The organism is Gramella sp. Hel_I_59 (assembly GCF_006714895.1).
GTDB lineage: Bacteria > Bacteroidota > Bacteroidia > Flavobacteriales > Flavobacteriaceae > Christiangramia.
Genome location: NZ_VFME01000001.1, coordinates 78,247 through 104,659, shown reverse-complemented (window position 1 = coordinate 104,659; position 26,413 = coordinate 78,247). Strand labels below are relative to the sequence as shown.

Genomic DNA, 26,413 nt, shown 5'->3' with positions numbered 1-26,413 from the left:
TCTTAGTCTAATTAATAGCTACAGCAATGGAACAGGCGAAAACAGCGATCATTCTTGGTGCTACCGGTCTCACTGGTGGAATTCTTTTAGATAAATTAATAAAGGATGATCGTTATAGAAAGATCAAGGTTTTTGGAAGAAATCATGTATCTCAAAAAAGTGAGAAGATCGAGGAATATCTCATAGATCTTTTTGAACTTGAAAAGATTCAGGAACTATTCACCGGAGATGAAGTCTTCTGCTGCATAGGAACTACGAAAAGTAAAACTCCCGATAAGGAATTGTATCGACAAATTGATTTTGGTATTCCAGCAACTGCTGCGAAACTGGCCAAAAGGAATAATATTGGCACTTTCATGGTAATTTCAGCTTTGGGAGCAGACGAGAATAGTAATATCTTTTACAATAAAGTGAAAGGTGAAATGGAAGGTGCTGTACTGGAACAAAAGATCTCAAATACTTATATACTGCAGCCATCTTTAATTGCCGGTGACAGGGCAGAGAACAGGCTGATGGAATCCATATTTATTAATTTGATGAAACTTGGTAATCATTTGCTTATTGGCGGATTCAAAAAATATCGGAGTATTGAACCAGAGGAGATCGCGAATGCAATGCAATATCTGGCAAACCATCCCTATAAAAGCGGAAGAATTGAATCTGATAAAATCAAGACTTTAAGCAACTCTTCAGAATGATAGAAATTGAAAGAAAGTTCCTGATCACTTCAGAAGCATATAAAAAAGAAGCGAGTAGTAAAACCTTATTTATCCAGGCTTATCTAAATACGCATCCGGAACGAACAATCAGGATACGTATCCAGGCTGATAAAGCTTTTATGACCATTAAGGGCAAAAGCTCTGAAAGTGGAGTTTCCCGTTTCGAGTGGGAGAAGGAAATACCAGTTGACGAAGCTCAGCAACTACTCAAGCTATGTGAACCAGGGAAGATCGAAAAATATCGCTACCTCGTGCCTGTGGGACAGCATGTATTTGAAGTAGACGAATTTCTGGGAGATAATCAAGGTCTTAGTATTGCAGAAGTGGAATTAAATTCAGAGCACGAACGTTTCCTGAAACCTGAATGGTTGGGTGAGGAAGTGACCGGTCAAAATCAATATTACAATTCACAGCTTACTCTTAATCCATATAAAAACTGGGAAAAATGAAAAATCTCATCTTATCAGCATTCCTGTCTCTATTTATTTCCTGCGATCAATCTTCTAAAGAAGAAGCTTCCGAAGAAATTGTGGAGGTGAAAGAGGATACGATCGTAGAAAAGGAAGTTAGTACGAAGTCCATTGAAGAAGACCTGAAAAAGAAAGGCTACCAGACTTTTAGTTACAAAGAAGGAGATACCACATATCTAATGCAGCAATATTATATGGTTTTTCTGAAATCCGGACCTACCAGAAGCCAGGATTCGACTGAGGCTGCAGAACTTCAAAAGAAGCATATGGCTCATCTGGAGCGCATGGCCACTGAAGGTTATACCAGTTTAACGGGGCCTATGGGAGACGATGGTGATCTTCGTGGAATTGTAGTTTTTAATACTGCGACTCAAGCCGAAGCAGATAGCCTGGCCAATTTAGATCCCATGGTAAAAGCTGGCAGACTAAAAGTTGAAATACATCCATGGTGGGCTGCCAAAGGAGGGAAGCTTAAATAGAGTTGATCTTACTTACAATATCGTGTTTGGGTAATAAGCCTGACTGTCTCCAGAATTGTTTCCCATCCTTGAAGAGGATCATAGTGGGAACACCTCTAACCTGATATTTCGAGGCTAATTCCTGGTTCTTATCTACATCGATCTTTACGATCTTCACCCCTTCGCCAAGATCATTCTTAACTTCCTTTAAAATTGGTGCCAGCGATTTGCAAGGTCCACACCAGTCGGCATAGAAATCTACTAATACGGGAGTCTCTCCAGAAATAATATCATTAAAACTACTTCTCATCTTTTTCCTTTAAAGTTAAGAAAACTATAGTTCGAATTATTTTAAAAGCAGGTTAAAAAGTACCTACGATCCCTACCCGGCCAAGTCCTACCTGCATTTTCCAGCTTATTTTATTAGGATTCTGTACTCCGTAGTTACGTTCGTTCTTCAGGTATTTATCGATACTGTCCACAACCGCAACGCTAATTGCAAGACTAAGCCCTACATCGGTCAGCCAGTGTGCACCAGACCAAAGCCTGGAAACCGGGGAGACCATTCCAACTCCTATAAGTCCAGCTTTTACAAAAGGATTATCGAACTGCTTGGATAGTGCATAAAATGTTGTAAAGGATAGGATTGTATGCCCAGACGGAAATGAGTGGTATCTTCCCTCTTTATTGAAAGGATCAAAGCTGCCTTTACCTTCACCAGCTGATGGTCTGGCTCTTCCTACTACGGTTTTGGAAATCGACTGAATGATCCCAGATGCAGTAGCTGCAGAGATCATCAACACCCCCGTTTGTCTTATTTTCTCATTCTTAGTGAATAAGCCAACCAGGTAAACCGCACCAGTTATTCCGTAATTATTTTGCGGACTCCCAAAATACCAACCGAAATCTTTCACTAATTCAGGTACATTTTCTCCTTGATCCATAAAGTATTGGTTGGTCTCTTCATCGAAAATATAAAGGGCAGCGGTACCGGCAACTACAGCTCCGGCAGTAATAAAATCATCTTTTTGCCATCTAAGGGGAGAAGAATAGGTGTTCTTTATTCCGCCAAAAGCACTGACACCGTCATATTTTAAAAGTTCCCAGGTCGTGGGAATACTATCATTTTCTGGTTCTGGCTTCTCTGTATCCTGAGCATAGGTAAAAGAAGAGAAAGTCAAAAACACCAAACAAAAACAAAGGGATTGTAATTTTCTAAGCATATAATAATTTTAAAAAAGTGACCTCAAACCCTAAAGCCTGAGGTCACTATCAACCAACAACTAACTAACTATGAAAAAACTAAATTTTAATTAATTCCACCCGCCACCTAAGGCTTCGTAAAGATCGACAATTGATTTTAATTGATTGTACTTTGCATTCGCAAGATCTAAACTCGAGTTCAGAGCATTTTGCCGAGCCGTTAAAACTTCAAGGTAATTAGCAAGCCCATTATTTAATAATTCTTCAGAATAATCTGTGGCAAGATCATAGGCCTTAAATTCTTTCTGTTTTACATCTATTTTTTCTGAAGCGGCCTCGTAAGAATACATGGCATCCGATACTTCCTTGCTTGCCGTTAAAATGGCTCTTCTAAATTCAAGTCTGGCCTGTTCCTGTTCTGCCTGTGACACTTCATATTCAGTTCTTATGGCTCTTCCGTTTAAAATTGGCTGAGCCAAACCACCAATGACGGTAGCGAAAAGTGAATTAGGATCAAAAAGATCTCCTTTGTCCAAAGCCTGTAATCCACCAGTTGCACTTAAAGTAAGCGAAGGATAGAAATTACTTTTGGCAACATTGGTAAGTTCAAATGCATTTACCAGATTGTATTCCGCAGCAATGACATCAGGACGGTTACGTAATAATTGTACCGGAACACCAATATTAAGATCTGTCGTGATTTCCTGCATGTCCAGATTGGACCTTTCAATTAACATGGGTGCTTCACCAAGTAGTATGGAAAGCGTATTTTCAAGTAATCTTGCTTCATTTCTAAGGTCTATCAAGATAGCTTTTGCGGTGTATAGCTGCGCTTCAGTTTGCTGCACTCCAACTTCAGTAAGAGTTCCAGCTTCCTTTAGAGCTTTTGTAGTCTCAAGGCTATTCGCCCTGGTTTCTACCGTTCTTTCAGTAATCGCGATCTGCTCGTCCAAAGTCAGCAATTGATAGTAGGTTGAAGCTATATCTGAGATCAGCCTGGTTTTCACTGCCTGATGTGCCGCGATACTTTGCAAATACCTGGCATCGAAAGCACGTTTTCTACTTCTAATCTTACCCCAGATATCTGCTTCCCAGGACAGATCTGCACTTAACTGATATTGATCCAGTGAACTAAACAAACTACCAAACTGGCTATTTTGAGAAAGTTCCTGGTGAGTAAAGGTGGCATTAGCTCCCAGAGTAGGAAGATAACCAGCTTTACCTTGTTTCACGTAAGCTTCGGCAGCATTGATCTGTTGCATTGCCACGCGTATATCTATATTATTTTCAAGTCCTTTAGAAATATAATCCTGTAGGATAGGATCTGTAAACATTTCCTTCCAGGAGACATTGGCCATATTCAAACTATCCTGATCTATCTCATCGGTTCTGTAGTTCGCTTCTTCAATTACCTCTGGTTGTTCGTAATCTTTAGCAACAAAACACGATTGAAAGCTAAGGAGTACAACTCCTACCAGACCAAATTTCATGTTATATAATACGTTCATTTTCAATCTTATTTAGTTTCAACAGCTTCGGGTTTCTTACCTACTTTTTCCTGCAACCACTGGAAGAGAATAAAAAGGATAGGAATTACGAATACACCCAGAATTGTCCCGATCAATAGTCCTCCGGCAGCACCGGTACCAATGGAACGGTTACCTTCGGCACCAACTCCTGAAGCAAGCACAAGCGGTAGCAATCCAAGGATAAAGGCAAAAGAAGTCATAAGAATTGGCCTTAACCTGGATTTTGCTCCATCTATGGCTGCGTCTACGATAGATTCTCCCTGTCGTCTTCGTTGTAATGCAAATTCCACAATTAGAATAGCATTCTTGGCAAGTAAACCTATTAGCATGATCAATGCGATCTGGAAATAGATGTTGTTCTGCAATCCTGAAAATTTTGTGGTGATATATGCACCAAAAACTCCAAGAGGTAATGAGAACAATACTGAAAACGGCAGTAAATAACTTTCGTATTGTGCCGCAAGTAAGAAGTAAACGAACACGATAGATAATAGGAAAATCGTAGTCGTTTGATCTCCAGCGTTTACTTCCTCCCGGGTCAGACCACTGTATGCAGTAGTATAATTTTCAGGAAGTGTACTGGCAACTTCTTCAATAGCTGTAATCGCATCTCCTGAACTAAAACCTGGATTGGTCGCACCACTAAGTTTAGTTGAGTTGAAAAGGTTGAAACGGGTTACCGATTGTGGCCCATAAACTCTTTTAAGGTTCACAAACTGTGTGATAGGACTCATTTCTCCGGAAGACGTGCGAACGTAAAGTTTGTTGAGATCAGATTTTTGTGCACGATCTTCAGGATATGCCTGTACGTAAACCCGGTATTGTTTTCCGAATTTAGAGAAATCGGCAGCATAAACCCCTCCAATATATCCCTGAAGTGTACTGAAAATTTCATTTACCGTAACGCCTTTTTCTTTAGCTAAGGGTACATTCAATTCCAGTTCGTATTGAGGATAATTAGTATTGAAAGAACTTTGTGCATATTGAATTTCAGGTCTTTCAGAAAGTTTCCTGATAAATTCCTGGTTGGCTTCATCGAGCTCATTGAAACCTGCTCCAGATCTATCCAGTAAATTCACTTCAAATCCAGATGAATTTCCGAAGCCGGGAATACTGGGAGGTGAAAAGAAAATAATATTTGCTTCCGGGATGGTAGCCGCTATACCGAACAACTTTCCTGTAATGCTTTCAACAGATAATTCATCGGTGTCACGTTCTTCCCAGTTATCCAGTTTAATAAATCCAAGTCCATAATTACTTCCTGCACCACTAATTAAACTTCTACCGGCAATTACTGAAACTCCCTGAATACCTTCAATATCTTTCACTTTCTGATACAGGAGATCATTAACTTCCTGGGTTCTGTCTATGGAAGCACCTGCTGGTAATTCTAGGTTTACGAATATAAGTCCGCGATCTTCATCTGGTACAAAACCTGAAGGAGTTGTGGACGCAGACCACCAGATTCCACCAATCGCGAGGATCAGGATCAAAGCGGTCACCCATTTGTTCTTGTAGAGAAACTTCAGAGACCTTCCATATCTTTCGATAGTCGCATTAAATCCGCGGTTAAACCCATCATAGAACTTCTGAAGAAAACTTTTCTTTCCATTTTTCTTCTCGTCATGAGTCTTCAGAAATAATGCACAAAGAGCCGGGCTCAGGGTTAATGCGTTTACTGCAGAAATGAATATTGCCACGATTAGCGTGATTCCAAATTGCTCGTAAAACACACCAGTTGGTCCCTTGATGAAAGTCACAGGAATAAATACCGCAGCCATAACCAGCGTGATCGAGATGATCGCTCCAGAAATTTCGTTCATGGCAGTTGTAGTAGCTTGTTTGGCACTTTTAGCACCTTCATCCAATTTCGCGTGGACGGCTTCCACCACCACGATGGCATCATCTACCACAATCCCGATGGCCAGCACCAGCGCAAACAAGGTCAATAAGTTGATACTGTATCCAAAAAGGTTCAGGAAGAAAAAAGTACCAATAATAGATACCGGAACCGCAATGGCCGGGATCAAGGTCGACCTGAAATCCTGCAAGAATATGAACACTACCAGGAAAACAAGTATAAAAGCTTCTATTAGCGTATGTGTTACCTTATTGATCGAGGCATCTAAAAATTCGTTCGTATTGTAGGGCACGTAGATCTCCAAACCTTCAGGAAGATCTTTTTCAACTTCTGCAAGTCGGTCTTCGATTTCCAGGATGATATCACGAGCATTGGAACCTTTGGTTTGGAAAACACCCATGTTTACCGCAGGATATCCCTTAGTCATGGAACTTCCGCTATAACTCTGTGCATCGAGTTCGATCTCGGCGATATCTTTTAGTCTTAGAAATTCTCCATTTCCAAGAGCCTTGATCACGATATCGCTGTATTGCTCTTCAGTATTGTATCTACCACTATATTTAATTGTGTAGTTAAAAGCTTTACCATCATTCTCACCCAGAGAACCGGCAGCTGCTTCCAAACTCTGCTCGTTTAAAGCAGCGATCACATCTGTTGGAACAAGGTTGTATGCTGCGAGTTTATCAGGTTGTAGCCAGATTCGCATTGCGTAATCCTTACTTCCAAAAACCTGAACATTCCCAACTCCATTTACCCTTTGGATTTCAGGAATTACATTGATCTTTAAGTAATTCTGAATAAAAGTATCGTCATAATCCTTATTCTCACTAAAAAGAGAAAAGAACATTAGGGCACTTGTTTGTTGTTTTTGAGTGGTGACCCCGGTTTGTTTAACTTCCGCAGGCAACAGAGGATTTGCTCGGGCCACCCTGTTCTGTACGTTCACCGCAGCAATGTCTGGATCCACCTGTTGATCGAAATAAACCGTGATCTCTGCAGTACCATTATTGGTAGCTGTTGAGGTTAAATAGGTCATTCCTTCCACACCGTTGATCTGTTCTTCAATAGGGATGATCACACTTTCCAGTACCGTTTCTGCATTGGCACCTGGATAAGAAGTGCTCACGGTAATTGTTGGTGGTGCGATGTCAGGATATTGCGTGATAGGAAGGTTGGAAAGACCAAGTACCCCCAGGATCACGATAATGATGGAAATCACCGTAGAGAGTACGGGTCTTTCTATAAATGTCTTTAGCATAACGTTTCTTTTTCCTGAAAATTTATCTGAATACCTTTTCAATAGGCTTAGCCACACTGTCGAAATCGACTGCTTGAGGCTTAATTTCCGAATCTGGTCGTAATTTGGCCAGGCCTTTTGCAACGATCGTATCTCCCTGCTTCACCCCAGATTTCACTACATATAAATTATCTATGCTTGTAATGATTTCCAGTGTTGAACTGGTTACTTTATTGCTGGCTCCAACCTTATAAACAAGTACTTTTCCCTGTCGCTCAAAGGTGGATTCCTGCGGAACGATCAACGCATTTTCATAGGTCTTCGGAATTACAATTTTACCACTGTTTCCATTGGAAAGAAGTCTTGAAGGATTGTCAAAAACTGCTCTGAAGGATATAGATCCGGTATTCTCATTTACCTGCGAATTGATGGTTTCGATCTTACCTTTTTCAGAATAAGTCGTTCCGTTAGCAAGCTTAAGTTCTACCTCCGGCATATTATTGATCTTATCCTGAACTTTTTCTCCTTCATATTCTTTCAGAAAATCAAGATATTCGGTTTCATTCATGGAAAAATAGGCGTAGACCTTACTAATATTACTTACGGTGGTTAACGGTTGAGTACTTGTAGGACTTACCAAAGCCCCTTCACGAAGTCTTATGGAACCTACATAACCGTCTACCGGACTTTTGATATTGGCATAACCAATATTTGCAGCAACACTATTGTAGCTACTCTGCGCCTGTTGCAGTTTTGCTTTTGCAGTTTCCAGTTGAACGTTACTTATAATGTTCTTTTCAACTAAAGGTTTTAGCTTATCTACCTCTACCTGTGCTGCATTAACGTTCGCTTTCGCCGCCGCTGCATCCTGATTGAGAGATTGAGTTTCAAGTTTAAAAAGTAACTGACCTTTCTTTACTTCCTGTCCTTCATCTACAAGAACATCTGTAATGTATCCGGAAACCTTTGCGCGAACCTCACTATTAATGATCCCTTCGATATTAACGGGATAAGTGGTATAACCAGTAAGTGTTCTTTGAGGAACCTCTGTTACCGGAAATGGCTTTGCCTGTGGCTTTGCAGTCTGGGCTTGTGATTCTCCTTCATTCCCGCAGCCCGCCAGGACTAAAATCAGGACGAATATACCTGAGATTGATAACAATTTTTTCATTTCTACTTTTCTTCTTCAATAATTAATTTTCCAGTTCCTGGTTCATTTGTTCGATCGTACGTTCCAGGTTTTCTTTTTGCATTTTCAAATGATCCATATATAAACGACCTACACCGCCAGATTTCTTAAACTTCTCTTTATTGTAGGTTGAATTGAACTCATGAATTTTATCAACGACCCTGATCTCTTCTTTCGTCCTGTTCATTTCGTCGTTGAGGGTATTTTTAAGATAGGTTCTGCTTGCCCTGAAATAGCGCTTTCTATCCCCGGATTTTGTGAAGTATTCTACTTTTTTGGTTTGTAGCAGTAGGTTAAGTTGTGTAGAGACAGAACTTTTACTCGCCTGGGTGATCTCGATGATCTCATCAAATGTATGTCCGTCATTAGGAGATAGGATCATGATGATATAGATCCTCGCCGATAATGGAGCGAGATTATGTATTTTCTCAAAATGAACCCCAATCTCTTCGATTAGTTTTCGTTTCTCTGGTGAACAACAATCCATGCAATTATTTTAAATGAGCTTGCAAATATACAGTTGGTTCTGAACGCACCGAACTAATCAAACTTAAATGTTCGTTAAAAATATTTAATGTCTGAAAATGGAGTTCTTGAGAGCCTTAACTGCAGGACGTCATCCGTTAATGTGGGAGCTAGTTATCTTGTTCTTAAAATATTGAGATCAGTAGATTTAATAACATAACCAATTCTAACCATGCTAGTATACTTATCGTAATCGATAAGACTTTCAGCGTAACCAGCGAACCACTCCAGCATTAAATACTGGTTTCCGGAATTATTGAATAATTTGTAGTAAACCTTTGTGCCTACAGATCCTTTCCAATCCTTCAGTCCTTTTCTAACTGTCACCTCGCCAATCAATAGATCTCTGAAAAAAGTCTGTTGTACCTTGACTTCAGCTAAACCAACGAAATCCAGGAGATCAGGATGATTTTCAGTATAAGCAAAAGGAACCCATGCTTTCGCACTTAACATGGTCCGCCTTCCTAGCGGAGTATGAAACATTCCGGAAACTCTGTTCCAGCTTCTGCTAGCCAGACTGTCTCTTCCATTGGATTCATGTTCCAGCTGCAGTTCTGCCAGGGCAATGATTCTATTGGATTTGTCGAATATTGGCTTTCCCACTCCAACGGCGGGATTAAAGTTGATCTCTTCAAAAGGGCTGGATTTGTCATAGATATTCCAGAAAGCTTTTTGTGTATAGCTCACAAACAAATAGCTGTTAAGCGGAAGTGTCGCGCGGGAAATGAGCTGCTTAAAACTGATCTGATATTTGATATCAGAATTCATCTTGTTTGCCGACTTGTTCGTGGGGATTCCACTTATCAAGTAATTATCGTGATAACTACTAAAGGAAGGCATGTTTTTGATGGTGTCGTTAACTTCCTCACGAGACATTCGTTGCGCGTTGACATTTGAAGAATCGCAAAACATAAGAACGAGAAGGCTTAGGAGGCCAATCTTTTTTGTAAATGACATCATATTAGTACTTTGTAGGGAATCTTTAAGAGAACAAAGGTAGCTCTTAGTTTGCGTTAAATCTAATTTGAAGCCTGGACAGGATTGTTACCAAATTAAAAAAGCCCCTGATTCCAGGAGCTTTAAAAGTTTAATTCGAACAATCTTATTCGGTACTATTCTCCTTGTAGATACCCAGTTGCAGATCACCTGTTGCATTCATACTCGCACGGTACATTCCTTCAGTATTAAATTCCATCGCCACATTTCCTTTATGATCAATAGCAATGATTCCACCATTACCGCCCAAAGCCGGTTGTTTTTTCTGAATTACCTCACTCGCAGCTTCCTGCAGACTCATACCCTTATATTCCATCATTGCTGAAATATCATAGGCTACAACTCCGCGAATAAAGAACTCACCCCAGCCGGTACTCGAAATTGCGCAGGTGGCGTTGTTCGCATAGGTTCCGGCTCCAATAATTGGAGAATCCCCAATCCGGTTATATTTTTTGTTAGACATCCCTCCCGTTGAAGTACCAGCTGCAAGATTTCCATCTTTATCCAGTGCAGCACAACCTACAGTTCCAAACTTTTCATCCTTAACGAAAGGGTCGTAAAAAGCAGTCTTGTTATCCTCCCGGTCTCTGGCTCTTTCCATTGCTTTGAACCTGTTTTCAGTATAAAAATATTCCGGGTCAACAATTTCGAGTCCTCTTTCTTTAGCGAAATTTTCAGCCCCTTTTCCAGATAACAATACATGTTCCGAATTTTCCATAACTTCAAAAGCCAGGTTGATAGGATTTTTGACATTCGTAACCCCGGCAACCGCGCCGGCATTTAGATTTTTTCCTTCCATAATCGAGGCATCAAGTTCATTTATTCCATCGTTGGTAAAGACTGCACCTTTTGCCGAATTGAATAGCGGACTGTCTTCCATAATATTAATGGTTCGTTGCACAGCTTCCACAGCCGTTCCTCCATTAGCCAGAATTTCGTGACCCGTTCTTATCGCCTCTTCCATCTTATCCTTGTAGGCCTTTTCCAGACTATCACTCATATTTTCCTTGAGGATCGTACCAGCACCACCATGGATCACAATTCCAAAATTTTGAGTTGTATCGGTGGCAGTTTTAGTTTCTTCTGCTGAAGTAGAAACTTCTGATTTATTTTCTGAATTCTGATCACAGGAAAGTAAAGTGACAAAACTGAATAGGAGTAGTAGTTTTTTCATAGGTCGTATTTGTCTGAAAGTTATAAAATTTCAGATAGACTTCTGAAGCAAACTCTTAATTCAATTTTAATAGATGTTGTCCCAGAGCTTTCCGGAGTATTCAGTAATTTTAGAAAAAATCGAAATATGCCTGTAGAAGGACCTTTTAACCTGAATAAGTGGATTGAGCAAAATCGCGAACACTTAAAACCTCCCGTAGGAAATAAAAATTTATATAGAGAATCTGGCGATTATATTGTTATGATCGTTGCCGGGCCTAACGCCAGGAAAGATTATCATTATAATGAAACAGAAGAATTGTTCTACCAGCTTGAAGGAGAGATCGAGGTTCATATACAGGATAATGGTGAGAAACGAACCATGAAACTGGGACCCGGCGATATGTATCTTCATCCTGGTAAAGTGCCACATTCACCCGAAAGAAAAGAAGGTTCCATTGGCCTGGTGGTAGAACGAAAAAGACTTAATGAAGCAGGTGAGGACGGTTTACTCTGGTTTTGTGATAATTGCAATCACAAATTATACGAGGTTTACTTCCCTTTACACGATATTGAAACCGACTTTCTAAGACATTTTAAGCATTTTTATAATAGTGAGGAACTTCGCACTTGCGAAAATTGTGGTGAAGTAATGCCTGCCGATGAACGATTCACAGCTCCGGAGGAATAGCCGTTTATTTTTACTATTTTCGCAATAACTACACAAAATAATCGATAAAAACGCAATTTAATGAGCAAAATCGCTGAAGAATTCGGGATTAAACAAGCCCTGAAAGATTTAGGTTTAAACGACGTAAATAACGGAACATCTACCGGTAAAGACTGGTTTAGTAATGGAGATATCATTGAATCATATTCACCTGTTGATGGTGAACTCATTGGGAAAGTGAAAGCAACCACCAGTGAGGATTATGAAAAGACAGTTTCAACAGCTGCTAAGGGATTCAAGGAATGGAGAACATGGCCAGCACCACAGCGTGGGGAAGTTGTACGCCAGTTTAATGATGAACTTAGAAGATTAAAAGAACCATTAGGGAAACTCGTTTCTTATGAAATGGGAAAATCCTACCAGGAAGGTCTGGGTGAGGTTCAGGAAATGATCGATATCTGCGATTTTGCAGTGGGACTTTCAAGACAGTTACATGGTTTGACCATGCATAGTGAACGCCCTGGGCATCGTATGTACGAACAATACCATCCTCTTGGAGTTGTCGGGATTATTTCAGCTTTCAATTTTCCGGTAGCAGTTTGGTCATGGAACACAGCTCTGGCCTGGGTTTGTGGCGATGCCTGTATCTGGAAAGGTTCAGAAAAAACACCGTTGACCTCAGTAGCCTGTCAGAACATTGCTGCCAAAGTATTTGCTGAAAATAATGTGCCTGAAGGTATTTCCTGTTTAATCACCGGTGATTATAAAGTCGGAGAGATGATGACTAAGGATGAGCGTGTACCATTAATTTCGGCTACGGGTTCTACCAGAATGGGAAAAATTGTAGCTAAGGAAGTAGCTGGAAGACTAGGAAAAACATTGCTCGAACTTGGTGGTAACAATGCCATCATTGTAACACCAGATGCAGATATTAAAAATACGGTAATTGGAGCTGTTTTTGGAGCAGTTGGAACTTGTGGACAGCGTTGTACTTCCACCAGAAGATTAATCATTCACGAAGATGTTTATGATAAAGTGAAGGATGCTATCGTAAGCGCTTACAAGCAGATCAGGATAGGGAATCCACTTGATGAGAATAATCACGTTGGACCGCTTATTGACAAGGATGCCGTAAAGAATTACCAGCATGCTTTGAAAAAAGTGGTGGAAGAAGGAGGAACTATTTTAGTTGAAGGTGGTGTACTCCAAGGTGAAGGTTACGAAAGCGGTTGTTATGTGAAACCTGCAATTGCCGAAGCTAAGAATGATTTTGAGATCGTACAGCATGAAACCTTTGCACCGGTATTATACATTATGAAATATTCCGGAGATGTAAACGATGCGCTGGAATTACAAAATGGAGTAAGACAGGGGCTTTCCTCAGCGATCATGACAAACAATTTGAGAGAAGCTGAACGTTTTCTTTCTACAGAAGGATCAGATTGTGGAATTGCCAATGTAAATATTGGAACTTCGGGTGCTGAAATTGGTGGAGCATTTGGAGGAGAGAAAGACACAGGTGGTGGTCGCGAATCAGGTTCAGATGCATGGAAAGTATACATGCGAAGACAAACGAATACGATCAATTACACTACTGAACTGCCATTGGCTCAGGGAATAAAATTTGATTTGTAATCATTATAAACCTACTGAAAACCCGCATTCTAAGAATAGCGGGTTTTTTTATGTTAGTCTTGACCGTAAATCGTTAAATCATACTTAAATACACGACCCAATTTTGAATCAGGTTGAGATAATCTTTATTTTCGAGGATTAGAAACCAAAAGAAATTATGAGCGAATTTTCAAAAGAACAGGCTGAAAAGGAACATCAGAAAAGAACTGAAGACTTTTCTAAGGATGATGTAGGAAAGGTGATTGATGAAGAGGAAAAAATTCTCAATAAGTTCGAAACTAAAGGAAAATTGAAGCGTTATTTGGATGACGCGATGATCCTTTTTTCCCTGGTTAAGGATTATGCGAAAGGGGATTACAGGGAGATTCCATTTAATATCATAGCAGCGGCCGGAGCGGCACTTTTATATGTGTTGTCACCTATAGACCTTATTCCGGATTTTATACCGGTACTAGGCTATTTAGATGATGCCGCAGTAATCGCTTTCTGTCTTAATTTAATGGAGAAAGATCTGGCAACTTATAAGGTTTGGAAACAAAACTTTAAACAACTTAGCTAAGTCAAAGTTCAGGACTAAAAACAAGCCGATTCGCAAGAATCGGCTTGTTTTGTTTGGTACTTGACTATTAAAATCTATACCCAATGTTTAAACCTGCATTGAACTCGATAGCAGAAAATCTGTCTTTTACTTCATCGCTAAAATTTCTTCCGATATTAACGAATGGTCCTATCACGAAAGTATCGTTGAAATTCCATTTGTAACCTCCACCAAGTCCAATGATAAAGGAATTCATATCTGTGATTAGGTCACCATTAAATTCTGCATCTGGGGCAGCTTCGCTAAATTCACCGCTTCTGTACTTCAGGAATGGATTTACATACAAACCTGATGCAGCGTATTCTTCTCCGAAATAGTAGTTATAACCAACTTTAAAACTATTGGTTTCAAATTTCCTGGAACCACTTTCAGAATGATAATTGATACGATCATTGATCAGGATCATTCCTTCAATAGATTGATGATCATCCAGGAATCTTTCATATCCAAATTCAACAGAAGCGATTGCTATGGTATTGGCAATATTCAGTTTGATCTCGTTATTCTTTTCTGTGCTCTGTGCCTGGGCAAAATTGGCAGCGACCAGGCAAGTAATGGCAAAAATTATTTTTTTCATATGGTTCTTTTAGTGCTTTATAGCATTTGTAGATTTAAAAAACCCTGCAAGTGAACTGCAGGGTTTATATTTTTTATGGAATTTCAGTTACAGCATTCCATTGTTGGAAACCCATTTAAATGTATGGGGATCCTGCGGTACTGCAATTCTACCAGCGATTCTTGTCATTCTATCCGGCAAAGCCATCAGGTAATCACGAGCTTTTTCAGCATCATCATTAAGACCACGCATCTTATCAATTTCCCAATAGTCGTTTAACTTCTTCAGGATATCGATATAATCCATAGTAGTATATACTCCTAATCTTTGTGCAGCATTTGAAAAGTTTTCGAAAGCTTCAGCAATTCCCTGTCCAGATTCTCTAATAAACTGTGCAGGCATTACAATTTTCTTTTTCATCATATCTACATAAGCCAACATCATTTCGCTTGGGTCATGTTCGAAAATGGTCTTTACGAATTCTCTGTATGCCATGTAATGTCTCATTTCATCTCCTGCAATGATATTACACATCTTAGCCAGCATCTTATTCCCTTTTTGCTTAGCTAGTTGTCCTACACGTTTGTGAGAAATGTTAGTAGCTAGCTCCTGGAAACTGGTGTATACAAAGTTTCTATAAGGATCTCTCCCGGTTCCAATATCGAAACCATCACTAATTAAGTGCTGAGTCGTCTTTTCGATCTCTTTCATATCTACTCTACCAGAGAGGTAAAGATATTTATTCAAAGTATCACCGTGTCTGTTTTCTTCTCCAGTCCAGTGTCTTACCCATTTAGCCCAGCTATTGGATTCTCCTTTGCTGGCATCATGCTGTTTTACACCTTCCATATCCATTAACCAGGATTCGTAAGTAGGCAGAGCTTCTTCAGTCACCATATCGGCTACTAAAACCACCCAGAAGTCATAACCCAGTTCTTTAGCTTCTTCACGAATCTGATGTACTCCTTCAAAACCATCTTCAGTTTGAAGATTAGGTAAAAGGTCTGTAGGTTGCCAGATCTCTTCAACCGGGATAAGGTATTTATCGATGAAACCCTGTACAGATTTCTCCACCGTATTCATTACTTCTAAACGTATATTATCCATTGCCATTCTGTAGTTCTTTGTAGATTTTCGACTGCTAATTAAAGCCTGTTTGTTCAATAAATTACAATAAACGTGCAAATTTTTTCCAAAACTTCAAAATCTGCAGATTATAACCTCAAAAACTTGAACTTCAAAGATATGAATAAGGATAGAGACGTTATCGTAAATGAATGCTAATTTCTGCCCTGTTCATCAGGATATAGCGTATAAACCGGGTCACTTTGGAAAATTTCCTTGGTAATTACATCAATTGCTGAAATTGGTCCTTTAAAAGCTGCTCCAGTGTCTACATTCCAGATATTTGCTTTATTCACAGGTGTTGTCTCTCCAATTCTGGTCACGGGAGTATGTCCAATGAATATTTCATCAAAATGAGCAAGTCTTTTTGGATAGAACATATCACCGGGTTTGATCGATGCATCCATCGCTAGAGCCATTTCCCATAAAGTCCGGTCCCAGTAAAAACCTTTGTCTGAATATTCGTAATCTGGGCCATGTAAGTTCGTAAAACCGGCATGAACAAATAACCGATTATCATGTTGGTAATAATTCAGTGTGTCTTTGAAGAATTGAATATGTGCTTCGATCTGTTCAGGAGTGAAAGTGCGATAGGCATCGATACTCGACTGGCCACCATGTTCCAGCCATTTCTCGTTCATTTCTCCACCTTCAAGCCATTTTTGTGCAAGATCATCATGATTCCCACGAATAAAAATACAGGAGTTTTGCTGGGCAAGTTTGATGAGGTAAGTAACCGTATTTGCTGAATCGCTCCATCCATCTACGTAATCACCCAGAAAGATCAGGGTATCCTCAGGTTTCAGGTCAATTCGTTCCAATAGCTGAATTAGCGCTTTCATTCCTCCATGTAGATCTCCAATAGCGAATGTTCTTGCCATCTTAATTATATTTTACTTTTCTTAAAATTCTCATACTGTCTTTGTAGGACTGGTAATATTCAGCTCCAAAATTCTTCAGATAAGGTCGGGCCTCTTCAAGTTTATCCAATGCATCTGAAAAATTGTTCAAATAGCAAAGTAAATAGGTAGACGGTAAATTCCGCAGATCCTTAAGATCTTCAGTATTAAGATCAATACCGTTCCTCAATTTATCCACAAGACTGCGATTAGTATTGTAAATATGATATAGTGTCTTTTTATCGAACTTCGGAGCTTCAAAAATAACATTACTTTCAATTTCATAGCTCCCATTATTACCGAAACTAATGGTTACTTCCTCTAAAGGATAGTACTTAAACTGATCGTGTAATCCAAGATGCACATATTCCAGGATCTTAAAACTGTCTTCATTCTGAATAATACTTACCTCATCAAGAGCAGAATAGAATAGTTTTACCTGTTCGTTGATAAGCTCAATATCTACCCTTGAATAATAGGACTGCTGATTGATCTTTTTCTCCCTTCCCGCCCAGCATACCACGAAATACTCCTTGAATACCTTATAGCTAGGACTGTAATCCTTTCTTTTCCGCATAAAATCGAATACGCCGTCCAGAGTATATTCAATATTATTGTGAGAATGATTTTCGATAGATGCTACCTGAGCCGAATTTACATCCTGAATTTCTATATCAAAAACCTTAGGCATTGAGATGCTTCCATCCCGCATAAAAATGGACCCGCCATAATATTTCCAGATATTTTTTCTGAAGCAACAGATCTTAGCATGATTGGGCCTGATGGTGACCAGTCCAACCACCAGGTGATCTGGTAAATGTGGAAAAGGAATATTCTCATAAGATATTCGCGGAGGATTGCTGAGGTAGGCGTTAATCAAATTCTGAATTTTACTATCATCGAAAAAATCGATGCCTACTATTTTGCTATCCTCGTCCTCAACCCCAATCACGATATAAGAATTGTTTTCAGGATTGGAATTGGAAAGCGCGCAGATATGCTTCAGGAATTTCGCTTTCCCTTCACGTTCGCCAATGTTCAATTGCCGCTTCTTATCGTAAAAGCTATTCTCATCATTATGAGCCAGCAGATTTTTAATAAGAAGTCTTTTATTGATCATGATGCAGTCCTCTTCGCTAGTTTTTATCTACAATGGTACTGCTGGCCTGTGCTGTACACATCACAGTAAGGTCGGCAATGTTTACATGGTAAGGCCTGGTAACTGTAAAGTGAATAATGTCTGCAATATCTTCCGGTTGCAAGGCTTGAAAACCCTGGTAAACCTTATCAGCTTTAGCAGCATCTCCTTTAAATCTTACATCGCTAAATTCAGTTTCGGTGAGTCCTGGATTTATTGCACCAACCCGAATTCCGTTGCCATTGAGGTCGATTCGCATTCCCTGATTAATGGCATCCACCGCATGTTTGCTGGCACAGTATACATTTCCATTTGGATAGACTTCTTTTCCCGCAGTAGAACCAATATTGATAATATGACCAGATTTTCTTTCCATCATTCCCGGGATGACCGCCTTACTCATATATAAAAGACCTTTTACATTGATGTCCAGCATATTGTCCCAGTCATCCATATCACCAAATTGAATTGGATCCAATCCATGGGCATTACCAGCGTTATTCACGAGAATATCGATTTGCCTGAATTCCTCAGGAAGACTGTCAAGATTATCAAATACTTCCTGTCGATTTCTTACATCAAAATTGAGGATATGTACCTCGGTTTCTACAGCCAGTTCCTGCTGTAATTGCTGAAGTCTTTCGAGTCGTCGACCACAAAGTATCAATCTAAATCCTTCCACTGCGAAGCGTATGGCAGTAGACTTTCCTATCCCGCTCGTAGCGCCGGTTATAAGGGCTGTTTTCATATTTGGAATTTATTTTCTAAAGTAAGAAAGTATTATTTAGCATTAGGTATTCGTTTATTAAAGCGTGGTTAAGTTGAGTTAAAAAGAGTTAAATCGCTTCAAAGGCTGAAATTTAGCACGAGGATTGCCGTTCTCACGCTGAACCAAATAAAATCAATATATGAAATACTTAAATGTAAGTTTTAAAAGCCTACTGGTAGCAACCCTAATTTCTGTTGGACTTGTGAGTTGTAATGATGATGATTCAGATGGATCTTCTTCTGAAATGGCCAATCTAAGCATTAGAATGACAGATGCTCCTGGAGATTATGATGCTGTTTTTATCGATGTACAGGGGATTGAGATCCAGCTTGAAGCTGATGATGATCTGGATGCGACCGACGATGATGGAACAGAAGGTAGCGAGTGGGTGACTGTGGACGATGTGAACACTGGGATCTACGACTTACTTGAACTTACTGGCGGAGTTTCACAACTACTTGCAGATACTGAAGTTGAAGCAGGTTATGTAGGGCAGATGAGATTGATTTTAGGACCTGATAACACTGTGGTTGTAGATGGAGAGACCAAAGCTTTAAACACTCCAAGTGCACAACAGTCTGGTCTTAAATTACAATTGAATCAGCGTTTAGAAGGTGGTGAGAACTACGCATTTCTTCTTGACTTTGATGTTGAACAGTCAATTGTGGAGACAGGAAATGGAGGCTATAACCTTAAGCCTGTAATTAGATTGAGTGCAGAGGCCAACGCCGGAATGGTAGTTGGAACAACCGTTGTTCCTGCAGCTTTAACTAGTGATGTTCAGTCGCTGGTTGTGCTTACTGGAAATGGAATTACAGTATCGGCGTATACGAACAATGATGGTGATTTCGCGCTGAATGGAGTTCCTGCTGGAACTTATGATGTGAAGATCACACCTCAGATTTCCTCAGGTCTTACAGTTTATACTGTAAGTGATGTGGAAGTTCGTCCAAACGAAACTACAGATCTTGGTGAGATAGAGCTATAGGTTTTTAGAACATATGAAATAGAAAAGGCAGTACTTCAGAGTACTGCCTTTTCTATTTTAACCTTTTTTTAACCAACGTAAATCCAATAAAATAACAATTTGCGACGCTTACATGTTGTACGTATATTCACGACATCAAAATCCGAAAAATCATGATGGAAAACGATTCATCTGTTGATATAGCCAGTATTAACGAAAAAATTGAAAGAGAGAGTGCTTTTGTAGACCTGCTAACCCGGGAGATGAACAAAGTCATCGTAGGGCAGAATCATATGGTCGAACGCTTGCTAATCGGCCTTTTAGGCCAGGGACATATCCTTTTAGAAGGGGTTCCGGGACTAGCGAAAACTCTTGCAATCAACACCTTGTCTCAGGCTGTTCATGGAAGCTTCAGCAGGGTGCAATTCACACCAGATCTTCTACCTGCAGATGTAGTGGGAACCCTTATCTATAATATGAAGGAGAATGACTTCAGTATAAAAAAGGGACCAATTTTCGCGAATTTCGTACTTGCAGATGAGATTAACCGTGCTCCCGCAAAAGTTCAATCAGCATTACTGGAAGCCATGCAGGAAAAGCAGGTAACCATTGGTGATGAAACTTTCATTCTGGATAAACCATTCCTGGTGATGGCGACTCAAAACCCGGTGGAACAGGAAGGAACCTATCCGCTGCCAGAGGCACAGGTAGATAGATTCATGCTAAAGACGGTGATCAAATACCCGAAAATGGCAGAGGAACAATTGATCATTCGCGCCAATCTTAAAGGTGCTTTTGAAAAAGTGAATCCTGTAGTAAGTCTTGAACAGATCCTGCGTGCACAGAGTGCAGTTCGTGATGTTTATATGGATGAAAAGATCGAAAAATATATTCTTGATATCATCTTTGCGACCAGAACTCCAGAGAATTATAATCTTTCAGATATCAAACCATTCATAAGTTTTGGAGCTTCTCCAAGGGGAAGTATCAACCTTGCGATCGCTTCCAAATGTTATGCATTTATTCGTCGTCGTGGATATGTGGTACCAGAAGATGTTCGTGCCGTAGTACATGATGTGCTAAGACATAGAATTGGAATCACCTATGAGGCCGAAGCTGAAAATATTACTTCGGAAGATCTAATCAACAAGATCGTGAATGAAATCGAAGTGCCATAGCGATCAAGATCGTGCACGGCCGAAGATTGGTAATAAAATTACCGGTTCATAAACATTGTTGAAGGAAGAGATGGATACAAAAGAGCTCCTAAAAAAAGTACGTAAAATAGAGATCAAAACCCGCAGACTGAGCGATCATGTCTTTGGCGGGGAATATCACTCTACTTTTAAAGGACGCGGAATGACCTTTAGTGAGGTAAGATCTTACCAGTTTGGGGATGATGTTCGAAATATTGACTGGAATGTTACCGCACGTTATAATGAACCATTTGTAAAAGTATTTGAAGAAGAACGTGAGCTCACCATGATGTTAATGGTAGATGTTTCAGGTTCTGAACTTTTTGGTACTCGTGAGCAATTTAAAAAAGATGTAGTTACTGAAATTGCTGCTACACTGGCGTTTTCAGCAACAAAAAATAATGATAAGATAGGTTTGATGTTGTTTACAGATAAGATCGAACTTTATATTCCGCCGAAAAAAGGGCGTTCTCATGTATTAAGGATCATTCGGGAACTCCTCGAATTCCACCCGGAAAATTCAGCAACAGATATTACAGGAGCATTGAAATACCTGTCTAATGTCATGAAGAAAAAGGCGATCGTTTTCATTCTTTCAGATTTTATGGATGAGGACTATCAGCATACCCTTAAAATTGCATCGAACAGACATGATGTGACCGGGATCAGGATCTTTGACAAAATGGAAGAGAGAATTCCAAATCTTGGTCTTGTACAAATGCAGGATGCTGAAAGTGGCAATTATATCACAGTAGATACGGGATCCAAATCTGTTCGCAATTCGTATTCAAAATATTATCAGGAGCGAATGGATTATTTTCTACAAAGCTTCTCTGTAAGTGGCGCGGGGACCATTGATAACCGGACAGACGAAAATTACGTAAAGAAACTACTGGGCTATTTCAAAAGAAGAGCTTAACGAATGGACTTAAATAAAATCTCCACATATCGCCAAATAATTCTAAGATACTTACCCGGGCTTCTGGCAATTTTGTTATTTCAAAATATCTCGGCTCAGCAGGTTACTTCCAGTATAGACTCAACGAGCATTAGGATAGGCGAGCAGATCACCTATAAGATAGAAGTAAATTCTAATCCTGAGGATCTAGTTGTTTTTCCTGAAGGTGAAAAGTTTTCACCGCTGGAAATGGTGGAAAGCCTGCAACCTGATACCATTCGGAAACAGGGAAATTATAAATTGCTCAAAGAGTATTTTCTTACCCAGTTTGATAGTGGTAAATATGTGATCCCTTCTCAGGAAGTTCTTATACAGAATCGAACTTACACAACAGATTCGTTTGCTGTGGAGGTTAAAGATGTCATCGTCGATACCACTAAGCAGAATTTGTATCCATTAAAACCATCGGTAACGGTTTCACCGGGATTCAGAATTCCAGACTGGTTTTGGTGGTTGCTGGCAATCCTGGCAGTCGCCGGTGCGGCAGTTTACCTGATCGTACGAAAAAGAAAATCTGATGATAAGGTGCGTGAACTTCCTCCCTATGAGGAGGCAATGGTGCAGCTTAAGCAACTGGACAGTTCGGGACTGCTTGAAAACAGGGAGATTAGAGAATACTATTCACAGTTAAGTTTTGCTGTGAGGAAATATCTGGATCGAAAGATCTATGATCATGGGCTGGAAAGAACTACCGGCGAGTTAATTTTATACTTGCAGGCACAACGCGAATCTGGTAAGCTAAATCTTAACGAAGAAACCATTCGCAATTTCGAGAAAATTCTTAATCGTGCCGATCTGGCGAAGTTTGCTCGCTCCAAACCAGATATCATTACGGCTAAAGATGATCGTTCTAAAACTCAGTTGATCATTGATGATCTTCGTGCTGCGGTTCCACAACTCACACAGGAAGAGTTGCTACAGGACGAAGAATATTTAGAAGCACAGCGCAAAAAACGTAAGAAACGCAAGATCATTCTTGGGGTTCTGGTTGGTGCCGCTATCGTGATCATTGGGGTTACAACCTTGATTGCCACCAAGGGTATTACCTATGTCATGGATACTTATATTGGTCATCCTACGAAAGAATTACTGGAGGGAGAATGGATTCGTAGTGAATACGGAAATCCTACGGTTGCTGTCACTACTCCAAAAGTACTGGTTCGAGGGGAGATCGAAATGCCAGAAGATGTACAGCGTATGATGGTTGGTTCTGAAACCTTTGTTTATGGAAGCCTGCTTAGTAATTTTTATTCAGCAGTAACTACAATTAAATTCCGTGGAGAAGTACAATTCGATCTTCAGAAAGCTGTAGACGGAATTTACACGAACCTGGAAGGACAGGGCGCGACGAATATCGTCATGAAGCAGGAGGAATTTACCACGCTTAATGGTGCGAAAGGATTAAAAGTCTTTGGAACCTTACAGGCTGAAAATCCTGTTACGGGAGAAGCGATCCCAAACGAATATGTAATTCTGAATTTTGCTGAAAAAGGCGGTTTTGAGCAGATCATTGTCATCTTTAATGAAAACGACACTTACGCTGAAGAGATCTCGCAAAGGATCATCAATTCAGTTGAAATAAATAATCTGAAAGAATAATGTTTGCAAATTTCAATTTTGAGAATCCGGAATTTTTCTGGTTACTATTGCTGCTTCCGCTAGCAATAGGCTGGTATATCTGGAAGCGAAATAAGCAAACTGCTGCCCTTAAGATTTCTTCAACTAAAGGATTCAAGGGGAAATCTGGCTTGCTTCCTAAATTGCGACCGGTACTTTTTATTTTGAGATTACTTACACTGGCTTTGATCATTACCGCTATGGCGCGACCAAGAACGGTTGATGTTTCTACGCAGTCCAGTAGTACTCAGGGAATCGATATTGTCATGGCAATAGATGTTTCTGCTAGTATGCTAGCAAGGGACTTACAGCCAACACGTCTTGAGGCTACTAAAAATGTGGCCGAAGAATTCATCAAAGATCGTCCTGCAGATAGAATTGGCCTGGTAGTCTATGCGGGAGAGAGTTTTACAAAAACTCCCATTACCAGCGATAAGTCTATCGTACTGGACGCGCTGGAAGGTATTGAATATAATAATGTTCTTGAAAATGGAACTGCAATTGGTTCCGGACTGGCCACAGCAGTAAACAGGATCAAGGATAGCGATGCTGAAAGTAAAGTCATTATTTTGCTTACCGATGGTGTGAATAATTCCGGATTTATAGATCCAAACACAGCGAGTGAGCTGGCGCTTGAGTTTGGGATTAGAGTTTATACAATTGGTGTGGGTAGCAACGGGATGGCTTTGTCCCCAACTGCTATACTTCCAAATGGAAGGTTTCAGTATGGAAATGTGCCTGTAGAGATCGATGAAGAATTGCTTACTCAAATTGCATCTACTACCGGAGGAAAATATTTTAGAGCGACCGATAACGAAAAACTCGAAGCTATCTACGAGGAAATTGACGCTCTGGAAAAAACAGAAATTGAAGAATTTCGTTACTATAATTACGATGAAAAATACAGACCATTGGTCTTACTTGCCGGTGGATTGCTTTTGCTGGAAGTGCTATTAAGAATGACAGTATTTAGAAGCTTTGTTTAAAATGATGTTAGAAGAAAAAATATGGTTTTGGTTGTTGCTGGTGATTCCACTAGTGATCTTGCTATATCTTCTACTGGTATTCTGGCAGAGGAGAACGCGAAGAAAATTTGCTGATAGCCACCTTTTAAAAAGTCTTGTTCCCGACCGATCCAGAAGTAAACCTTTTCTAAAACTTTTATTGCTCTTACTAGGAATTGCTGCGCTTGTTGTAGCGCTTGTCAATCCTAAAATAGGTTCTAAAATGGAAACTGTGAAGCGGGAAGGGGTTGATATCGTTTTTGCCATAGATGTATCCAAAAGTATGGAGGCTGAAGATATTGCACCAAGCAGGATCGAGAAGTCAAAACAACTTGTGAGTCAGATTTTGAACAATCTTGGTAGTGACCGGGTTGGGATTATCGCTTATGCCGGCGGTGCATTTCCGCAATTGCCAATTACGACAGACTATTCTTCAGCCAAAATGTTCCTGCAGGCTTTAAATACAGACATGATCTCCTCACAGGGAACTGCCATTAGCGATGCGATAGAACTGGCGACCACTTATTACGACGATGATCAGCAGACCAATCGGGTTTTGTTCATCATTAGTGATGGAGAGGATCATGAAGGCAATGTAGAGGATATCGCGGAACAAGCTGCGGAAGATGGGATTCGTATCTTTACTATTGGCGTAGGTACCGAGAAAGGTGGGCCAATTCCAATTAAACGTAACGGGGTTATTCAGAATTATAAGAAAGATAACCAGAATGAAACGGTTATCACAAAGTTGAATCCTCAAACCCTTCAGGAGATTGCAGATGCTACTGAAGGTGCCTATATCGAAGGCAATGTGACCGGAGATGTAGTAGATGAAGTTTTAAGTCAGCTTCAGAATATAGAAAAAACAGAATTTGAAGCCAAGCAATTTGCTGACTATGAATCTCAATTTCAATGGTTTCTGGCAATAGCTTTGGCATTATTTTTTCTAGATATTTTTGTATTAGAGAAAAGTACCGCCTGGTTAAGAAAACTGAATCTTTTTAATGAAGGTGGCAGGAAAAAGGAGAAGAACGATGCAGCATAAAACCGGTTTTAAAATCACACTTAGTATTCTACTGTTCCACTTCGGAATAGTGACAGTTCTCGCGCAGAAAGATCAGGAGAAACTTCAGCAGCAATCCAATGATTATATTGTGGAAGCACAGGAAGCTCTTTCAGAAAATAAATTTGCGAACGCAGAAGCTTCTTACCGTAAAGCAATTGCGAAGGATCCATCTAATATGAAGGCAAAGTATAATATGGGAAACCTGTATCACGCCAAGGAAAAATCGCTGAATGCAGAACAGCGCTTAAAAGAAGCTGCAGAAATCGCTGAAAGCAAAGATGAAAAACACCAGATCTTTCACAATCTTGGGAATTCATATATGCAGCAAAAAAATTATCAGGAAGCTGTAAATGCTTATAAAAATGCGCTTCGGAATAATCCAACCGATGATGAAACCCGGTATAATTTAGCCTTAGCGAAGAAAAAACTGGAAGAGGAAAAGCAAAATCCAGATCAAAACGACGATCAGAATCAGGATAAGAAGGATAATAAAGAAAACGAAGACCAGAACCAGGATCAGAAAGATCAGAATAATGATGGTGAAGGTGGAGAAGACGAAAAGAAGGATCAAAAGCCTAAGGACGAGGGAGAGAACGAAAAGGATAAGAAAGAAGGCGATCAAAACGAGGATAAGGAAAAGCAGGAAGGCGACGAGAAAAAAGAGGATAAAGGCCAGGGTGATGAAAAGCAGCAGCAGAAGCCAAAACCGGCACAGGGTCAGCTATCTCCTCAACAAATCCAAAGTTTGCTGGAAGCTATGAACAATGAAGAAAAGAAAGTCCAGGATAAAATTAATGCCCAGAAAGCTAAGGGCGTGAAAGTTAAAGCTGAAAAGGACTGGTAAGAATTTTTGAAATTTCTGACTAAAAATTGCGT

General features: G+C 40.0%; 26 protein-coding genes. 13 read left to right on the top strand and 13 right to left on the bottom strand.

Going from position 1 to position 26,413, the window contains the following annotated elements; genetic code table 11:
* Nucleotides 1-26: 26 nt before the first annotated feature.
* The 3 genes from JM79_RS00480 to JM79_RS00470 are packed head-to-tail and all read left to right on the top strand — an operon-like array spanning nucleotide 27 to nucleotide 1,668.
* On the top strand, nucleotides 27-698 hold the full coding sequence (locus JM79_RS00480; RefSeq protein WP_141876285.1) for an NAD(P)H-binding protein: 672 nt from the start codon (nucleotides 27-29) through the stop codon (nucleotides 696-698).
* A complete protein-coding gene (locus tag JM79_RS00475) occupies nucleotides 695-1,168 on the top strand; it encodes a CYTH domain-containing protein (protein ID WP_141876284.1) in 474 nt (157 codons plus the stop codon). Before JM79_RS00480 ends, JM79_RS00475 begins: the two co-directional genes overlap by 4 nt.
* The gene (locus tag JM79_RS00470) at nucleotides 1,165-1,668 is read left to right on the top strand and encodes a YciI family protein (protein WP_141876283.1); all 504 of its coding nucleotides are present in this window, start codon (nucleotides 1,165-1,167) and stop codon (nucleotides 1,666-1,668) included. Before JM79_RS00475 ends, JM79_RS00470 begins: the two co-directional genes overlap by 4 nt.
* Here the strand turns inward: JM79_RS00470 and trxA are convergent.
* The 8 genes from trxA to JM79_RS00430 all read right to left on the bottom strand — a co-directional run bounded on the left by trxA (nucleotide 1,661) and on the right by JM79_RS00430 (nucleotide 11,361).
* Entirely contained in the window at nucleotides 1,661-1,957 is a 297-nt protein-coding gene (trxA, locus tag JM79_RS00465) for a thioredoxin (protein WP_141876282.1), read from the bottom strand. The genes JM79_RS00470 and trxA overlap by 8 nt on opposite strands.
* 52 nt (nucleotides 1,958-2,009) lie before the next feature.
* Nucleotides 2,010-2,870 carry a phosphatase PAP2 family protein gene (locus JM79_RS00460; RefSeq protein ID WP_141876281.1) on the bottom strand — a complete coding sequence of 287 codons (861 nt, stop codon included), beginning with the start codon at nucleotides 2,868-2,870 and terminating at the stop codon, nucleotides 2,010-2,012.
* 90 nt (nucleotides 2,871-2,960) lie between these two features.
* On the bottom strand, nucleotides 2,961-4,358 hold the full coding sequence (locus JM79_RS00455) for an efflux transporter outer membrane subunit (RefSeq protein ID WP_141876280.1): 1,398 nt from the start codon (nucleotides 4,356-4,358) through the stop codon (nucleotides 2,961-2,963).
* An 8-nt stretch (nucleotides 4,359-4,366) separates the two neighbouring features.
* Nucleotides 4,367-7,498 carry an efflux RND transporter permease subunit gene (locus JM79_RS00450; protein WP_141876279.1) on the bottom strand — a complete coding sequence of 1,044 codons (3,132 nt, stop codon included), beginning with the start codon at nucleotides 7,496-7,498 and terminating at the stop codon, nucleotides 4,367-4,369.
* 22 nt (nucleotides 7,499-7,520) lie between these two features.
* Nucleotides 7,521-8,648 (bottom strand): efflux RND transporter periplasmic adaptor subunit, encoded by a 1,128-nt coding sequence (locus tag JM79_RS00445; RefSeq protein ID WP_141876278.1) that lies wholly within the window; start codon nucleotides 8,646-8,648, stop codon nucleotides 7,521-7,523.
* A gap of 22 nt (nucleotides 8,649-8,670) precedes the next feature.
* Nucleotides 8,671-9,153 (bottom strand): ArsR family transcriptional regulator, encoded by a 483-nt coding sequence (locus tag JM79_RS00440; protein ID WP_141876277.1) that lies wholly within the window; start codon nucleotides 9,151-9,153, stop codon nucleotides 8,671-8,673.
* 152 nt (nucleotides 9,154-9,305) lie between these two features.
* Entirely contained in the window at nucleotides 9,306-10,151 is an 846-nt protein-coding gene (locus JM79_RS00435) for a phospholipase A (protein WP_260443341.1), read from the bottom strand.
* 142 nt (nucleotides 10,152-10,293) lie between these two features.
* The gene (locus tag JM79_RS00430) at nucleotides 10,294-11,361 is read right to left on the bottom strand and encodes an isoaspartyl peptidase/L-asparaginase (RefSeq protein ID WP_141876276.1); all 1,068 of its coding nucleotides are present in this window, start codon (nucleotides 11,359-11,361) and stop codon (nucleotides 10,294-10,296) included.
* 126 nt (nucleotides 11,362-11,487) lie between these two features.
* Here JM79_RS00430 and JM79_RS00425 point away from each other — a divergent pair, with 126 nt between their 5' ends.
* The 3 genes from JM79_RS00425 to JM79_RS00415 all read left to right on the top strand — a co-directional run bounded on the left by JM79_RS00425 (nucleotide 11,488) and on the right by JM79_RS00415 (nucleotide 14,203).
* Nucleotides 11,488-12,030, top strand: coding sequence for a 3-hydroxyanthranilate 3,4-dioxygenase (locus JM79_RS00425; RefSeq protein ID WP_141876275.1), 543 nt, complete (start codon nucleotides 11,488-11,490; stop codon nucleotides 12,028-12,030).
* A gap of 60 nt (nucleotides 12,031-12,090) precedes the next feature.
* On the top strand, nucleotides 12,091-13,644 hold the full coding sequence (locus tag JM79_RS00420; RefSeq protein ID WP_141876274.1) for an aldehyde dehydrogenase family protein: 1,554 nt from the start codon (nucleotides 12,091-12,093) through the stop codon (nucleotides 13,642-13,644).
* A gap of 157 nt (nucleotides 13,645-13,801) precedes the next feature.
* Entirely contained in the window at nucleotides 13,802-14,203 is a 402-nt protein-coding gene (locus JM79_RS00415) for a YkvA family protein (protein ID WP_141876273.1), read from the top strand.
* A 67-nt stretch (nucleotides 14,204-14,270) separates the two neighbouring features.
* Here JM79_RS00415 and JM79_RS00410 read toward each other — a convergent pair whose 3' ends face one another.
* The 5 genes from JM79_RS00410 to JM79_RS00390 form a co-directional block, all read right to left on the bottom strand.
* Nucleotides 14,271-14,819 (bottom strand): autotransporter outer membrane beta-barrel domain-containing protein, encoded by a 549-nt coding sequence (locus JM79_RS00410; protein WP_141876272.1) that lies wholly within the window; start codon nucleotides 14,817-14,819, stop codon nucleotides 14,271-14,273.
* A gap of 87 nt (nucleotides 14,820-14,906) precedes the next feature.
* Nucleotides 14,907-15,911, bottom strand: a complete 1,005-nt coding sequence (locus tag JM79_RS00405) for an acyl-ACP desaturase (RefSeq protein ID WP_141876271.1) — start codon at nucleotides 15,909-15,911, stop codon at nucleotides 14,907-14,909.
* A 167-nt stretch (nucleotides 15,912-16,078) separates the two neighbouring features.
* Nucleotides 16,079-16,804, bottom strand: coding sequence for a metallophosphoesterase family protein (locus JM79_RS00400; protein WP_141876270.1), 726 nt, complete (start codon nucleotides 16,802-16,804; stop codon nucleotides 16,079-16,081).
* Between the two features lies 1 nt (nucleotide 16,805).
* The gene (locus JM79_RS00395) at nucleotides 16,806-17,942 is read right to left on the bottom strand and encodes an ATP-binding protein (protein WP_141876269.1); all 1,137 of its coding nucleotides are present in this window, start codon (nucleotides 17,940-17,942) and stop codon (nucleotides 16,806-16,808) included.
* A gap of 16 nt (nucleotides 17,943-17,958) precedes the next feature.
* On the bottom strand, nucleotides 17,959-18,708 hold the full coding sequence (locus JM79_RS00390; RefSeq protein ID WP_141876268.1) for an SDR family NAD(P)-dependent oxidoreductase: 750 nt from the start codon (nucleotides 18,706-18,708) through the stop codon (nucleotides 17,959-17,961).
* A gap of 160 nt (nucleotides 18,709-18,868) precedes the next feature.
* Here JM79_RS00390 and JM79_RS00385 point away from each other — a divergent pair, with 160 nt between their 5' ends.
* From JM79_RS00385 to JM79_RS00355, 7 genes are all read left to right on the top strand, one after another.
* Nucleotides 18,869-19,717, top strand: coding sequence for a DUF4382 domain-containing protein (locus tag JM79_RS00385; RefSeq protein ID WP_141876267.1), 849 nt, complete (start codon nucleotides 18,869-18,871; stop codon nucleotides 19,715-19,717).
* A gap of 155 nt (nucleotides 19,718-19,872) precedes the next feature.
* Nucleotides 19,873-20,874 carry a MoxR family ATPase gene (locus JM79_RS00380; RefSeq protein WP_141879140.1) on the top strand — a complete coding sequence of 334 codons (1,002 nt, stop codon included), beginning with the start codon at nucleotides 19,873-19,875 and terminating at the stop codon, nucleotides 20,872-20,874.
* A 70-nt stretch (nucleotides 20,875-20,944) separates the two neighbouring features.
* Nucleotides 20,945-21,811: a DUF58 domain-containing protein gene (locus tag JM79_RS00375; protein WP_141876266.1), complete on the top strand. Its 867-nt coding sequence runs from the start codon at nucleotides 20,945-20,947 to the stop codon at nucleotides 21,809-21,811.
* A gap of 3 nt (nucleotides 21,812-21,814) precedes the next feature.
* A complete protein-coding gene (locus JM79_RS00370; RefSeq protein WP_185739440.1) occupies nucleotides 21,815-23,449 on the top strand; it encodes a BatD family protein in 1,635 nt (544 codons plus the stop codon).
* Nucleotides 23,449-24,453 (top strand): VWA domain-containing protein, encoded by a 1,005-nt coding sequence (locus JM79_RS00365; protein WP_141876265.1) that lies wholly within the window; start codon nucleotides 23,449-23,451, stop codon nucleotides 24,451-24,453. Before JM79_RS00370 ends, JM79_RS00365 begins: the two co-directional genes overlap by 1 nt.
* A 1-nt stretch (nucleotide 24,454) precedes the next feature.
* On the top strand, nucleotides 24,455-25,516 hold the full coding sequence (locus tag JM79_RS00360; RefSeq protein WP_141876264.1) for a VWA domain-containing protein: 1,062 nt from the start codon (nucleotides 24,455-24,457) through the stop codon (nucleotides 25,514-25,516).
* Entirely contained in the window at nucleotides 25,506-26,381 is an 876-nt protein-coding gene (locus tag JM79_RS00355; protein WP_141879139.1) for a tetratricopeptide repeat protein, read from the top strand. Before JM79_RS00360 ends, JM79_RS00355 begins: the two co-directional genes overlap by 11 nt.
* The last annotated feature ends 32 nt before the right edge of the window (nucleotides 26,382-26,413 follow it).

Excerpts from the sequence above, each read along its gene's own strand:
- JM79_RS00460 (WP_141876281.1), bottom strand. The coding sequence starts at position 2,870 with ATGCTTAGAAAATTACAATCCCTTTGTTTTTGTTTGGTGTTTTTGACT.
- JM79_RS00470 (WP_141876283.1), top strand. The coding sequence starts at position 1,165 with ATGAAAAATCTCATCTTATCAGCATTCCTGTCTCTATTTATTTCCTGC.
- JM79_RS00435 (WP_260443341.1), bottom strand. The coding sequence starts at position 10,151 with ATGATGTCATTTACAAAAAAGATTGGCCTCCTAAGCCTTCTCGTTCTT.
- JM79_RS00400 (WP_141876270.1), bottom strand. The coding sequence starts at position 16,804 with ATGGCAAGAACATTCGCTATTGGAGATCTACATGGAGGAATGAAAGCG.
- JM79_RS00425 (WP_141876275.1), top strand. The coding sequence starts at position 11,488 with ATGCCTGTAGAAGGACCTTTTAACCTGAATAAGTGGATTGAGCAAAAT.
- JM79_RS00475 (WP_141876284.1), top strand. The coding sequence starts at position 695 with ATGATAGAAATTGAAAGAAAGTTCCTGATCACTTCAGAAGCATATAAA.
- JM79_RS00395 (WP_141876269.1), bottom strand. The coding sequence starts at position 17,942 with ATGATCAATAAAAGACTTCTTATTAAAAATCTGCTGGCTCATAATGAT.
- JM79_RS00415 (WP_141876273.1), top strand. The coding sequence starts at position 13,802 with ATGAGCGAATTTTCAAAAGAACAGGCTGAAAAGGAACATCAGAAAAGA.
- JM79_RS00405 (WP_141876271.1), bottom strand. The coding sequence starts at position 15,911 with ATGGCAATGGATAATATACGTTTAGAAGTAATGAATACGGTGGAGAAA.
- JM79_RS00365 (WP_141876265.1), top strand. The coding sequence starts at position 23,449 with ATGTTTGCAAATTTCAATTTTGAGAATCCGGAATTTTTCTGGTTACTA.
- JM79_RS00375 (WP_141876266.1), top strand. The coding sequence starts at position 20,945 with ATGGATACAAAAGAGCTCCTAAAAAAAGTACGTAAAATAGAGATCAAA.
- JM79_RS00355 (WP_141879139.1), top strand. The coding sequence starts at position 25,506 with ATGCAGCATAAAACCGGTTTTAAAATCACACTTAGTATTCTACTGTTC.
- JM79_RS00430 (WP_141876276.1), bottom strand. The coding sequence starts at position 11,361 with ATGAAAAAACTACTACTCCTATTCAGTTTTGTCACTTTACTTTCCTGT.
- JM79_RS00390 (WP_141876268.1), bottom strand. The coding sequence starts at position 18,708 with ATGAAAACAGCCCTTATAACCGGCGCTACGAGCGGGATAGGAAAGTCT.
- JM79_RS00440 (WP_141876277.1), bottom strand. The coding sequence starts at position 9,153 with ATGGATTGTTGTTCACCAGAGAAACGAAAACTAATCGAAGAGATTGGG.
- JM79_RS00360 (WP_141876264.1), top strand. The coding sequence starts at position 24,455 with ATGATGTTAGAAGAAAAAATATGGTTTTGGTTGTTGCTGGTGATTCCA.
- JM79_RS00385 (WP_141876267.1), top strand. The coding sequence starts at position 18,869 with ATGAAATACTTAAATGTAAGTTTTAAAAGCCTACTGGTAGCAACCCTA.
- JM79_RS00420 (WP_141876274.1), top strand. The coding sequence starts at position 12,091 with ATGAGCAAAATCGCTGAAGAATTCGGGATTAAACAAGCCCTGAAAGAT.
- JM79_RS00370 (WP_185739440.1), top strand. The coding sequence starts at position 21,815 with ATGGACTTAAATAAAATCTCCACATATCGCCAAATAATTCTAAGATAC.
- JM79_RS00480 (WP_141876285.1), top strand. The coding sequence starts at position 27 with ATGGAACAGGCGAAAACAGCGATCATTCTTGGTGCTACCGGTCTCACT.
- JM79_RS00445 (WP_141876278.1), bottom strand. The coding sequence starts at position 8,648 with ATGAAAAAATTGTTATCAATCTCAGGTATATTCGTCCTGATTTTAGTC.
- JM79_RS00380 (WP_141879140.1), top strand. The coding sequence starts at position 19,873 with ATGGAAAACGATTCATCTGTTGATATAGCCAGTATTAACGAAAAAATT.
- JM79_RS00410 (WP_141876272.1), bottom strand. The coding sequence starts at position 14,819 with ATGAAAAAAATAATTTTTGCCATTACTTGCCTGGTCGCTGCCAATTTT.
- JM79_RS00450 (WP_141876279.1), bottom strand. The coding sequence starts at position 7,498 with ATGCTAAAGACATTTATAGAAAGACCCGTACTCTCTACGGTGATTTCC.
- JM79_RS00455 (WP_141876280.1), bottom strand. The coding sequence starts at position 4,358 with ATGAACGTATTATATAACATGAAATTTGGTCTGGTAGGAGTTGTACTC.
- trxA (WP_141876282.1), bottom strand. The coding sequence starts at position 1,957 with ATGAGAAGTAGTTTTAATGATATTATTTCTGGAGAGACTCCCGTATTA.